This window comes from Micromonospora sp. CPCC 205558 (assembly GCF_036902955.1).
Classification (GTDB): domain Bacteria; phylum Actinomycetota; class Actinomycetes; order Mycobacteriales; family Micromonosporaceae; genus Micromonospora.
Window position 1 is genome coordinate 1 of sequence record NZ_JBAKHR010000057.1, and the last position, 11,954, is coordinate 11,954.

The 11,954-nt window shown below is 72.4% G+C and carries 12 protein-coding genes; 5 read left to right on the top strand and 7 right to left on the bottom strand.

Translation table 11 applies throughout. The annotated features are described in order from the left end of the window. Positions 1 to 90 precede the first annotated feature (90 nt). The 5 genes from V6U86_RS33075 to nadD all read right to left on the bottom strand — a co-directional run bounded on the left by V6U86_RS33075 (position 91) and on the right by nadD (position 3,541). Positions 91 to 846: an SDR family NAD(P)-dependent oxidoreductase gene (locus V6U86_RS33075; protein ID WP_334510445.1), complete on the bottom strand. Its 756-nt coding sequence runs from the start codon at positions 844 to 846 to the stop codon at positions 91 to 93. Positions 847 to 867: 21 nt separating this feature from the next. Further along, entirely contained in the window at positions 868 to 1,722 is an 855-nt protein-coding gene (locus V6U86_RS33080; RefSeq protein WP_334510447.1) for a DegV family protein, read from the bottom strand. Between the two features lie 48 nt (positions 1,723 to 1,770). Next, positions 1,771 to 2,430 carry a histidine phosphatase family protein gene (locus V6U86_RS33085; protein WP_334510449.1) on the bottom strand — a complete coding sequence of 220 codons (660 nt, stop codon included), beginning with the start codon at positions 2,428 to 2,430 and terminating at the stop codon, positions 1,771 to 1,773. Continuing rightward, entirely contained in the window at positions 2,427 to 2,834 is a 408-nt protein-coding gene (gene rsfS / locus V6U86_RS33090) for a ribosome silencing factor (RefSeq protein ID WP_334510451.1), read from the bottom strand. Before rsfS ends, V6U86_RS33085 begins: the two co-directional genes overlap by 4 nt. Positions 2,835 to 2,944: 110 nt before the next feature. Continuing rightward, positions 2,945 to 3,541 (bottom strand): nicotinate-nucleotide adenylyltransferase, encoded by a 597-nt coding sequence (nadD, locus tag V6U86_RS33095; protein ID WP_030336528.1) that lies wholly within the window; start codon positions 3,539 to 3,541, stop codon positions 2,945 to 2,947. A gap of 159 nt (positions 3,542 to 3,700) precedes the next feature. Here nadD and V6U86_RS33100 point away from each other — a divergent pair, with 159 nt between their 5' ends. Beyond that, a complete protein-coding gene (locus V6U86_RS33100; RefSeq protein WP_334510455.1) occupies positions 3,701 to 4,408 on the top strand; it encodes a PadR family transcriptional regulator in 708 nt (235 codons plus the stop codon). A 183-nt stretch (positions 4,409 to 4,591) separates the two neighbouring features. Continuing rightward, complete coding sequence (locus V6U86_RS33105) at positions 4,592 to 5,797, top strand: NAD(P)/FAD-dependent oxidoreductase (RefSeq protein WP_334510458.1); 1,206 nt, start codon at positions 4,592 to 4,594, stop codon at positions 5,795 to 5,797. Positions 5,798 to 5,842: 45 nt separating this feature from the next. On the opposite strand, the gene pepN is transcribed toward V6U86_RS33105, so the two are convergent. Continuing rightward, positions 5,843 to 8,359, bottom strand: coding sequence for an aminopeptidase N (pepN, locus tag V6U86_RS33110; RefSeq protein ID WP_334510461.1), 2,517 nt, complete (start codon positions 8,357 to 8,359; stop codon positions 5,843 to 5,845). Positions 8,360 to 8,428: 69 nt separating this feature from the next. Between pepN and V6U86_RS33115 the strand changes: the two genes are divergently transcribed. Further along, positions 8,429 to 8,647: a DUF397 domain-containing protein gene (locus V6U86_RS33115; RefSeq protein WP_334510463.1), complete on the top strand. Its 219-nt coding sequence runs from the start codon at positions 8,429 to 8,431 to the stop codon at positions 8,645 to 8,647. A gap of 121 nt (positions 8,648 to 8,768) precedes the next feature. Here the strand turns inward: V6U86_RS33115 and V6U86_RS33120 are convergent, their stop codons facing one another. Then, positions 8,769 to 9,170 (bottom strand): hypothetical protein, encoded by a 402-nt coding sequence (locus V6U86_RS33120; protein ID WP_334510465.1) that lies wholly within the window; start codon positions 9,168 to 9,170, stop codon positions 8,769 to 8,771. Between the two features lie 145 nt (positions 9,171 to 9,315). Here V6U86_RS33120 and V6U86_RS33125 point away from each other — a divergent pair, with 145 nt between their 5' ends. Beyond that, positions 9,316 to 10,578: a cytochrome P450 gene (locus tag V6U86_RS33125; RefSeq protein WP_334510467.1), complete on the top strand. Its 1,263-nt coding sequence runs from the start codon at positions 9,316 to 9,318 to the stop codon at positions 10,576 to 10,578. A gap of 148 nt (positions 10,579 to 10,726) precedes the next feature. Then, positions 10,727 to 11,794 carry a glycosyltransferase gene (locus tag V6U86_RS33130; RefSeq protein WP_334510469.1) on the top strand — a complete coding sequence of 356 codons (1,068 nt, stop codon included), beginning with the start codon at positions 10,727 to 10,729 and terminating at the stop codon, positions 11,792 to 11,794. The last annotated feature ends 160 nt before the right edge of the window (positions 11,795 to 11,954 follow it).

The following is an 11,954-nucleotide window of genomic DNA, read 5'->3' on the forward strand; positions in this document are numbered from 1 at the left end:
TCCGCTGCCTCGTCTCCACGACACGCTTGACGGCCCACCAAAACGCCTAACTGAACGGCGTTGCAGCTAGAAGCCGAGCGACGAGAACGGTCAGCGGGCCTCCGGGTCGAGGCCGAGCACGGCCCGGCCGCCGTCCACCGGCAGCGTCACCCCGTTGACGAAGCTCGCCGCTGGCGACAGCAGGTACGCGACCGCCTCGGCCACCTCGTCGGCCCGCCCGATGCGGCCCACCGGGTGCAGCCTGGTCAGCTCGGCGTCGATCCACTCGGCCTGGGTGGGCTCCTGGGTGGCGAGGAACTCGGCGTGCCGCTCGGTGGCGATCGAGCCGAGCGCTACCGCGTTGGCGCGGATGCCGTGCCGCCCGTACTCGACGGCCAGCGCCCGGGTCAGCCCCTCCACGGCGGCCTTCGCCGTCGCGTACGGCAGGGCGCCGGACACCGGTCGACGGGCCTGGTGCGACGAGACGTTGACGATCGCGCCGCCGTCGGCGCGGGCCAGGAAGCGGCGGACGGCGACCGCGGCGCCCACGACGGCTGGGCGCAGGTTCATCCCGATCAGGTCCAGGACCGTGTCGGCCGACGCGGAGTGCAGCGTGGCGTCGCGGAACACCGCTGCGTTGTTCACCCAGCCGGTCAGCGGTGCGGCGCGGTCCGCCAGCTCGGCGGCGCGCTCGGCCACCTGCTCGTCGGCGGCGTCGCCGACCACCGCGATCAGCCGATCGGCGGCCGGATGGCCGGCCAGCCAGTCGACCGCGTCGGCGTCGTGTTCCAGGACGACGACCGTGGCACCGGTCGCCAGCAGCCGTTCCACCACGGCGCGGCCGACACCGCGACCGCCTCCGGTCACCACGCACGACGTGAGCACGGCTCAGCCCTCCGGGCGACGGTGGACGACCACACAGGCCAGCCCTGGCCCGGCGTGCGCGGCGACGACGGCACCCGCTTCGGAGACGTACGTGTCGTGCAGCCGGTCGCCGAACCGTTCGGTGAGCGCGGCGCGCAACGCCTCGGCCCGTTGCGGTGCGGCCAGGTGGTGCACCCCGAGATCCACGTCGTCGTCACCGGCCGCTTCGACGGCCAGGTCCACGAGACGGGCCACTCCCCGGCTTGCGGTGCGGACCTTCTCGCGCAGCACGATCGCCCCGTCCGGCATGTGCATGATCGGCTTGACGGACAGAGCGGTGCCGACCAGTGCCTCGGCCGCGTTGATCCGGCCGCCCCGGCGGAGGAACTCCAGCGTGTCGACGTAGAACCAGACGGTGGTGCGGGCAACGGCGGCGAGCGCCGCGTCGCGTACCCCGGCGAGGTCGGCCCCGGCCTCGGCGGCGGTCGCGGCGGCGATGGCTGGAAAGCCCAGCCCCATGCCCGTCGAGCGACTGTCCACGACCTCCACCCGGCCGTCCAGGTCGGCGGCGGCCAGCCGGGCGGCATCCACCGTGCCGGACAGCGCGGCGGAGAGGTGCACTGAGACGATCCCGTCGGCACCGGCGTCGAGCAGTCGGCGGTACGTGCGGGCGAACTGCTCGGGTGCCGGGCGGGAGGTGGTCGCGGTGACCCGGCGGGCACTCAGTGCCAGGGTCGCGTCGGCCGGCTGGGTCTCCACCCCCTCCAGCCCTTCCGCGCCGTTGAGCACGACGGTCAACGGCACGACGGTCAGCCGGTGCGCCTGCACCAGCTCGGGCGAAAGGTAGGCGGTGGAGTCGATGACAACCGCGACGGGCATGCCCGGCACGCTAGCCGATGGAGGCCGTGAACGCCGAGGCGCGAGCGCTCAGATCGCGTCGACGGCGACCGGTGCGGTGATCAGGCCGACGTTGTGCGCCCGCAACTGCCAGCCACTGACGTCCTGCGGACGCCCGATGGCCGGCGCTCGGTCGTCGTGCCGTAGCTCACTCCAGTGGCAGTTGGCCAACGAACCGACTGAGCGCAGCACACCGGGGTCCCAGCCGAGCAGATGGCCCATGCCCTGTCGGGAGCCGCCACCGTGGGTGGCGATCACCACCGTGCCGCCGGCTGCGGCCTCGGCCGCCTCCCGCAGCGCGGCGCCGACCCGCTCGCCGAGGGCGCGCAGCGGCTCCAGATCCGCGCCCGGGTCCGGGTCGCCGGCCCGCCAGCGCGCGTACTCGTCGGGGAAGCGCTCGGCGACCTCGGTGAGGTACAGACCCTGCCACTGACCGAAGTGCCGCTCGCGCAGCCGGGCGTCGGTGCGGACCGGCAGGCCGGTCAGCGCGGCGAGCGCGGCGGCGGTCTCCGCAGCGCGGCTCAGGTCGCTGGACACGATGGCGTCGGGTCGCAGCGCCGCGAGCAGCGGCGCGGCGGCGCGGGCCTGGTCGCGACCAAGCTCGTTGAGGGGTACGTCGGTCTGCCCCTGGACACGGTTGGCGGCGTTCCAGTCGGTGTTGCCGTGCCGCCAGACGATCAGTCGGGTCATTCGGCGGCGGCGGACCCGCTGGCGTCGGCCTCGACCAGGTCGCGGTCGACGAACGGGATGGTGGGGCAGTCCTTCCAGAGGCGGTCGAGCCCGTAGAACTCGCGCTCCTCGGTGTGCTGGACGTGCACCACGATGTCGACGTAGTCGAGCAGCACCCAACGGCCACCCCGCTCGCCCTCGCGCCGCACCGGCTTCGCCTTCTCCGGCAGCTCCAGCAGGCTCTCCTCGATGGCGTCGACGATGGCCTGCACCTGACGCTCGTTGGGGGCAGCGGCGAGCACGAACGCGTCGGTGATGGCGAGCTGGTCGCCGACGTCGATGATCGCGATGTCCTGCGCCTTCTTGTCGGCGGCGGCCTGGGCGGCCGCGATAGCCAGCTCGTGAGCGCGTTCGGAAACTGTCACCGTTCTCCTTCGATCAAGCGTGCGATCCTCCAAGCGTCTCATACCCGGTGGCACCGCGATCGTGCAGTTCTGACCGGTTACGAGGGCAAACCCGGGCATAACGGATGCATTCAGCGCTGATAGAGGCTCCGCTTGGCGATGTACTGCACCACACCGTCGGGCACCAGGTACCAGACCGGCTCGCCTCTGGCGACCCGGGCACGACAGTCGGTCGACGAGATGGACATCGCGGGCACCTGGATCAGGCTGACGGTGTCCGCCGGGAGGTGCTTGTCGCTCAACGGAAAACCGGGCCGGGTCACGCCGATGAAGTGAGCCAGCTCGAAGATCTCGTCCAGGTCCTTCCAGGACAGGATGCGTTGCAGGGCGTCCGCGCCGGTGATGAAGAAGAGTTGCACCTTGGGGCCGTACTCAGCCTGTAGGTCACGCAGCGTGTCGACCGTGTAGGTCGGCCCGCTCCGGTCGATGTCGACCCGACTGACCTGAAAGCGAGGGTTGGAGGCGGTGGCGATCACGGTCATCAGGTAACGGTCCTCGGCCGGACTGACCGGCTCGTCAGCCTTCTGCCACGGCTGCCCGGTGGGGACGAAGACCACCTCGTCCAGGCCGAACCGGTCCGCCACCTCACTGGCCGCGACGAGGTGCCCGTGGTGGATCGGGTCGAAGGTGCCACCCATGATCCCGATCCGCCGGATATCTTCCTCCACCCAGTGATCGTAGGCCGAGCGTCGCGGCCGACCGTCCCGGCCCGGCACCGCCGTACGTCACCCTCTCCGGGCCACGTCCCGCAACAAGGGGGTCGCATCGTCCCGCACGGCAGCGTATATTCGTTGACGAGTAACCGTCGACGAGCGAAGGGGGGCGTCGTGCCGAAGCGGCGCAAGGTCGGCAACCTGCTGGCGCTGGCCGTGCTGTCCGCCCTGGTCCAGCGGCCGATGCACCCGTACGAGATCGCCACCGCACTTCGCGCCTGGGGCAAGGACCAGGACATGGAGTTCAAGTGGGGGTCCTTCTACACGGTGATCGGCAACCTCGACAAACACCACCTGATCGAGGCGGTCGAGAGTGTGCGCGAGGGCCGACGCCCGGAACGCACCGTGTACCGGATCACCGACGCGGGCCGGGCCGAGCTGGTCGACTGGGCGCGCGAGCTGGTCTCCACCCCGATGGCGGAGCACCCCCGTTTCCGGGCCGGGTTGTCCGTGCTCGCCGCACTGCATCCCGACGAGGCCACCAACCTGCTGCAACAACGGCTCGACCTGCTGGAGGCCGCGATCCGCCAGGACCGCGAAACGCTCGACGCGCACCTGCGGGAGATTCCACGGCTGTTTCTGGTGGAGTCGGAGTACGACCTCGCCATGCGGGACGCGGAGGCCGCCTGGCTGCGGGCACTGCTGGCGGAGCTGACCTCGGGACGCTACCCCGGGTTGGACACCTGGCGGGCCTTCCACGAGACCGGCGAGATGCCGGCCGAGCTGACCGAGTTGGCCGAGAGAACCAGCACACCGAAGACCAGCCCCGACAGCACCGACACCACAACCACCAGCAGCCGGAGAGCCGACACCACCGAATGAAGAACGGCCCCGGCGAGGTGCGCCAACACCTCACCGGGGCCCTGACCCCGAACCGACGCCTGGGAAGGCACCCGGCCCGAAGCGGCAACCACGAGGATAACCGGGCTCCCTCCCAGGTCCACGCGCCCGCGCACCGACCACACCAGGTCCGCGCGCCCGCGCAACCACACCGAGGGAGAGAGCATGACCACGGTACGAACCGCGATCGTCATCGGCGGTGGCATCGCCGGGCCGGTGACAGCGCTCGCGCTGCGCCGCGCCGGCATCACCGCAACCGTCTACGAGGCGTACCCGACCACGGCCAACGGCATCGGCGGCACCCTCGCCCTCGCGCCCAACGGCGTGGGGGCGCTGCGTACGGTCGGCGTCCACGAGGCGGTGACGGCGATCGCCACACCGATCGGACGCAACACCCTCGCCGCCGGCCGACGCCGCATCGACCTACCCACGCTGGCCGGGGTGCCGCCGCTGCACGTGGTGCACCGGGCCGAGCTGTACCAGGTGCTGCACGACCAGGCATTCGCTGAGGGCGTGCCGTTCGCGTACGGCAAGCGGCTGGTCGACGCCGAGCAGACCACCGACGGCGTGATCGCACGTTTCGAGGACGGCAGCACCGCGTCCGCCGACATCCTGGTCGGCGCGGACGGAATCCGGTCCACGGTCCGGGGTCTCATCGACCCGGCCGCGCCCGGCCCCCGGTTCACCGGGCTGCTCGGCTTCGAGGCGGTGGCCCGACACGAGGTGGACGCCGAGCCGGGCACGATGACGTTCGCGTTCGGCCGACGGGGCTACTACCTGTACTGGCCGGAGCCCGGCGGCGGCACCCGGTGGGGGGCCAACCTGCCGCAGCAACGGCCGATGAGTCTGGTCGAGGCCCGGGCGGTGCCGGCGGAGCAGTGGCTGGACACGCTACGCGCCACCTACGGCGACGACGACCCGGGCCGGGAGCTGATCGCGACCAGCAACGCCGACGACCTCCAGGTGGTCGGGTCGTTGCAGATCATGCCGCCCGTGCCGCACTGGCATCGGGGCCGGATGGTGCTGGTCGGCGACGCGGCGCACGCGCCGTCGAACAGTTCGGGGCAGGGTGCCTCACTGGCCATCGAGAGCGCGGTGCAGCTCGCCCGCTGCCTGCGCGACCTGCCGGACGTCGAGGCGGCGTTCGCCGCGTACGTGCGCCTGCGTCGCACGCGGGTGGAGAAGGTCGCGGCCCGCGCCGCCCGGATCAACCATGCGAAAGCCCCCGGTGCGGTCGCGCGGACGCTGATGCCGTTGCTGATGCCGCTGATGGTGCGCACGGTGCTGGACCCGGAGAAGACCATCGCCGGCGAGCAGCGCTACGTCATCGACTGGGACGCGCCGGTCACGGCAGAGCCCGCCCTGCGCTGAGCTGTGGGCGCGGGTGGCCGGCCGGCCACCCGCGCTGGTCAGCGTTCAGGCCGAGGCGGCGGCCACCGCCGTCCGGGCGACCAGCGCGCGGCGCAGGTCGTCGTCGGCGTCGGTCACCACCCGGCGCAGGCCGGGAGTCAGGTCGTCGCGGGCCAGCAGCGCCGCGGCCGCCTCCCGGGTGGGCTGCGCCACGGTGTAGCGGGGGAACGCCAGGGCCGCGACCCGATCGGCCGTCCAGGGGGTACGCCGGTGCGCGGCGGCCGGCATCTCCGCGAAGTACCGATCGACGTACGCGGCGGTCAGCTCGGCCTGTTCGGGTTGCCAGAAACCCTCGGCGGTCGCCTCCAACAGTCGGTTGGACAGCCCGGTGTCCCGCACGAGGATCTCCCAGGCTGCCTGCTTCGCCATCGGGTCGGGCAGCGCCGCCCGGCACCGGGCGGCCCGTTCCGCGCCGGTGGAGCTGTTGTCGGCGGCGGCCTCGATGGCGATCTCCGCCTCGCCGGCGGCCTCCAGCACCACCAGCCGGCGCAGCACCGCCCAGCGCAGCTCCGCGTCGACCTTCAGACCGGCCGGCACGTCCCGGCCGGCGAGCCAACCGACGAGCAGATCCGCATCGCTGGTCGCGGCGATCCAACCCCGGGCGGCGGCGAGCTGCAACGACTCCCCGGCCGGCGCGCCGTCGAGCAACCGTTGGCACGCCCCCGCGACCCTGGCCAGCGCCGTGGCCCGGGTCGGCGGGTCGAGGTAGCGGTCGACCAGTGACCGGCTGAGCGTCAGCACATCCTCCGCGATGATCACCTCGGTCTCGGCAGGCAGCGCGGCGACCATCAGGTCGATCAGGCCGGTGACCGGCCGCTCGCCGTCGATCGCCGCGTCCAGTGCCTCGCGCCAGAGCACCGCCCTCGCCAGCGGGTCGGTCAGACCGGGCAGCACGAGCGCGACGGCGTCCGCCGACGCCGGGTCGAGGCGTACTTTCGCGAAGGTGAGGTCACCGTCGTTGAGCAGCAGCAGCCGGGCCGCCGGCTCGCCGGTCAGCGCCCCGAGAACGGTCCGGCCCCCGTCGGCGCTCGGGTCGATGTCCACCTCGTCGCGCCGCCCGGTGCCGTCCATCGAGTAGCGGCCCACGCCGATCCGGTGTGGGCGCAGCACCGGGTGCGACGCGGGGGCGGTCTGCACCACCGCCACCTCGGTGTAGCGGCCGTCGGCGTCCACGGCGACCTCGGCACTCAGCGTGTTGACCTGCGCCCTGCGCAACCACAGCTCGGCCCAGTCGGACAGGTCCCGCCCGCTGCTGGCGGAGAGGCTGGCCAGCAGGTCGGCGAGGGTGGCGTTGCCGAAGCGGTGTGCGGCGAAGTGCGCGTTCAGGCCGGCGAGGAATGCCTCGTCGCCGAGCCACGCGACCAGTTGCCGCAGCACGCTGGCGCCCTTGGCGTACGAGATGCCGTCGAAGTTGAGCAGGCCCTCCTCGGCGTCGGCCACCTCCTGCGGGGCGATCGGGTGGGTGGAGGGCCGCTGGTCGGCGGCGTAACCCCAGGCCTTGCGACGCATGGCGAAGGTGGTCCAGGCCTGATCGAACCGGGTCGCCTCGGCGGTCACCCGGGTGCCGAGGTACTCCGCGAAGGACTCGTTCAACCACAGGTCGTCCCACCAACGCATGGTGACCAGGTCACCGAACCACATGTGGGCCATCTCGTGGGCGATGGTGCCGGCCCGCTGCTCGCGCTGCGTGTCGGTGACCGCCGAGCGGAAGATGAAGTCGTCGCGGAAGGTGACGATGCCCGGATTCTCCATCGCGCCGCCGTTGAACTCGGGCACGAACGCCTGGTCGTACTTGCCGAACGGGTAGCGTTCGGTGAAGAGCTGGTGGAAGCGGTCCAGGCACTGCCGGGTGATGGTGAAGATCTCCTCGGCGTCGGCGTCCAGGTGCTCGGCGAGCGACCGCCGGCAGTAGATGCCCAGCGGTATGCCGTCGTGCTCGGCTCGGCGGACGTGGTACGGCCCGGCGATCAGCGAGAAGAAGTACGTGGCCAGGGGTGCGCTCGGGGCGAACTCCCAGCGCCCGGGAGTCGGGTTGGCGGCCACCTCGGCGTTGCCGGCGACGATCCACTCTGGCGGCGCCGTGACCGAGAGGGTGAACGGGGCCTTGAGGTCGGGCTGGTCGAAGGCGGCGAAGATGCGCTGCGCGTTGTCGAGGAAAGACTCGGCGTAGAGGTAGGTCTCACCGTCGGCCGGGTCGACGAAGCGGTGTATGCCCTCGCCCGTCTTGGAATACGCCATCTCGGCCTCGACGACGAGCGTGTTCTCCGCGGCCAGGTCGTCGACCGGCAACCGGTTGTCGGTGAGCAGATCGGGGTCGAGGTCACGGTCGTTGAGGCGTACGCCGAGCAGTTTGGCGGGCTTGACCTCGGCGAAGGTCGCGGCGCCGGCGGTGGCCCGGAACCGGATCTCGACGCGCGAGCGGAACAGGTCACCGTCACCGGTCAGGTCGAGGTCCACCTGATAGGACTCGACAGTAATCGCCGCGCCACGCGCGGTCGCCTCTACACGGGTCAGGCTCGCCATCCCCTTATCCTGCCCGATGGGGATCGGCACCCGGTCACCAGATGACCCTCGGCACTGGAGGAAAGAACCATGGCGCAGCACCCCAAGGGCGACTTCGACCTCTCTCGGGCGGTCTGGCAGCGGGCCGAGGGGGACACCTCCGACAGCGCCGTTGAGGTCGCCTTCGTCGACGACCTGATCGGAATGCGCAACTCGTCCGAGCCGGACGGGCCGGTGCTCGTCTTCACCCAGGCCGAGTGGGACGCCTTCGTGGCCGGCGCGCAGGACGGCGAGTTCGACCTGGATTGATCGTGCCCGCCGACCGGTCGGCGGTGGATCGCCGTGTCGGTGCCCGTGGTCGGGACACCGGCACGGCCACGCGCGCGGCCGGGCCGACGCACTCGCGGGGGTGACCGGCCGGGACCGGTGGTCAACCATCGCCGGGGCCGTCGCCGTCGCCCCAGCCGAGGCCGCCGGGGCCCGGGGCGTGATGGAAGCCCGGATGGCCGGCCACGTCGACGCAGCGCTCCCCGTCCGGGCCGACCGCGCCGCAGAACAGCCGCTCGGCCCGCTGCCAGGCGTCCGCCGGTGACAGGGCCGCGGCCCCGAGTGCCACCTCCGAACGGAGCAGGCTCAGCGCCTCGGCGTACGCCACGGCCAGTTCGCGCGCCTCGGCCGGGCCGGGCGCGGTGAAGCCCAGGTGCACGGTGAAGAACCGGTGCGGACGGGTGGGTCGCCGTGGCGGCCCGATCACTGACCGCCCGTCGCGGCCTCCGCCCAGTGCTCCGGCCGCTCGCCGCTGCCGCCAGTGCGGCGATCTGTTGTCGCGCATCCGCCCTCCCCGTGGTCGTCCCACCAGCAGCAAACCAGGTTCCGCCGCTCCTGGGAGGGGCCAGCCGGGCGGGGTTCAACGGCGTCGACGGGGGTAACCGCGGAGGTCTGTGGCGACCAGCCGCACCTGCGCGTGAGGAGACCCGATGGCGACCATGCCGGTCGACCGCAGCCCGGACAGCACCCTCGCACTGCTCCGCGCCGGTTACCGGTTCGTCGGCGAGCGCTGCGAGCGGTACGGCAGCGATGTCTTCCAGGCCCGGATCCTGCTCGCCACGACCATCTGCCTGCGCGGCCGGCCGGCGGCGGAGCTGTTCTACGACAACGACCGCTTCCGACGTGACACCGCGATGCCGCTACGGGTGCAGCGGACCCTGACCGGTCGGGGTGGGGTGCAGGGGTTGGACGGGCCGGAGCACTCCGACCGCAAGGCCATGTTCATGTCGATCATGACGCCGGCCGCGATCCAGCGACTCGGCCAGCTCTTCGACGACGAGTGGCGGACGCGGATCACCGCCTGGGAGGGCGCCGGCCCGGTGTCGCTCTACGACGAGCTGGGTCGGTTGTTGACCCGGGTGGTCTGCGCCTGGGCAGGGGTGCCGCTGGCGACGTCTCAGGTCGAGCGCCGCGCCGCCGATCTGCACGCCATGATCGAGGGCCCAGCGGTGATCGGCCCCCGGCACTGGCGGGGCCGGCTCGCCCGACACCGCGCCGAACGCTGGCTCGCCAACCTCATCGAACGGACCCGGGTCGGTCTCGCCCCGGCGCCGCCCGGCAGCGCCCTGGCCGTGATCGCCGAACACCGAGACCGACGCGGCAAGCTCCTCCCCCGGCGGATCGCGGCGGTGGAGCTGCTCAACGTGGTACGCCCGGTGGTCGCCGTCGACCAGTACATCGCCTTCGCCGCGCTCGCCCTGCACGACCATCCAGACTGGCGGGAACGGGTGCGCGACGACGACGAGGCCACCGGGCACTTCGTCCAGGAGGTGCGCCGCTACTACCCGTTCTTCCCGATGGCGGCGGCCCGGGTCCGGCGTTCCTTCGACTGGCAGGGCCACCACTTTCCGAAGGGCCGGCGGGTGCTGCTCGACCTCTACGGCACCAACCACCACCCGGCGCTCTGGCCGCAACCGGAGCTGTTTCGCCCGGAGCGGTTCGCCGGCCGCCCGGTCGACCCGTTCGAGCTGATCCCGCAGGGCGGCGGCGACCACTGGGCCGGTCACCGCTGCGCCGGCGAGTGGATCACCATCGACCTGATGAAGCGCGCGGTCACCAACCTGACCGCCGCCATGCGCTACGACGTGCCGGTCCAGAACCTGGCACTGGACCTGCACCGGATGCCCGCGCTGCCGCCCCTCGGCCTGACAGTCACCAACGTCCGCCGCGCGCCTGACCTCCGCCCCGCCTGACACCCGCCCCGCGGCTCACCGTGAGCGGCGAGGCCGAGCAGCGCTACCCCGGGGCCCGGCAGTCGAAACGACCAGGCCGTTTGATCCACGGAAATGCGGGCAGATGCTGCTCAGCACCGACCGCGCCCCTGTCCGCCACGGAGGTGTCATGTCCTCGTTCGGCCCCACCGGCGACACCCGGCGCACGCGCCGGCGGGAGGTCGAACACGAGGGCGCCGGCCCGTCGCCGGTCCGTCTACCGATGACGTACGTGCTGCCGCTGCGCTGGCACACCGACACCGGCCTGGCCGAACTGACCGACCACCTGCGCTGGCTGGGTGACCGGGTCGAGGTGCTGGTGGTCGACGGCTCACCCGCGGGCCTCTTCGCCCGGCACGCCGAGGCGTGGCGGGGTCTGGTGCGGCACCTCCCACCGGACCCGAACGAACGCGGGCTCAACGGCAAGGTGCGCGGGGTGCACACCGGCGTCCGCGCGGCCGACCACGAGCAGGTGGTCATCGCCGACGACGACGTCCGGTACGACGAGGCGGCGCTGACCGCGGTACACCGGCTGCTGGGCCGGGCCGACCTGGTACGACCGCAGAACTACTTCGACCCGCTGCCCTGGCACGCCTGGTGGGACACCGGCCGCACGCTGCTCAACCGGGCGCTCGGGGCGGACTACCCGGGCACCCTCGCCGTGCGGCGCAGCACCTTCCTCGCCATGGGCGGGTACGACCCGGACGTGCTCTTCGAGAACCTGGAGCTGATCCGTACCGTGCGCGGGCACGGTGGCATCGAGGCCGCCCCGGCCTGGCTGTACGTCCGCCGGCTGCCTCCGGACGCCGCGCATTTCCGGGGTCAACGGGTCCGTCAGGCGTACGACGATCTGGCTCAGCCGGCTCGCCTGCTGACAGTGCTCGCGGTGCTGCCGGCGCTGGCGGCGGCGGTCGCGTCGCGCCGGCCCGGGTTGCTGCTCGGCGCGGTGGCCGGGGTCGTCGCCCTGGCCGAGGCGGGTCGCCGCCGCGCCGGCGGCGGCCGGGTGTTCCCGCCGACCACGGCGCTGGCGGCCCCGCTCTGGCTGCTGGAACGCGGTGTGTGCGGCTGGCTCGCGCTCGCCCGGCGCTTCCTGCTCGGCGGCGTCCGCTACAACGACACCCGGATCCGCCAAGCCGCCAACCCCACCCCACACACCCGCGCGATCTTGCACTTTCTGACGGGACAGAACAGCTCATGAGCGACAAAAACCAGTTCGAAACTGCAAGATCGCGGGGGCAGGGGCGGGGCGGGGCGGGGCGGGGCGGGGACGGGGGGGCGGGGCGGGGCGGGGGCAGCGCGGTCGTCAGATGCCATATGGACCCACAGCCACGACGGAGTCTGCAGGTTCCGAGCGAACT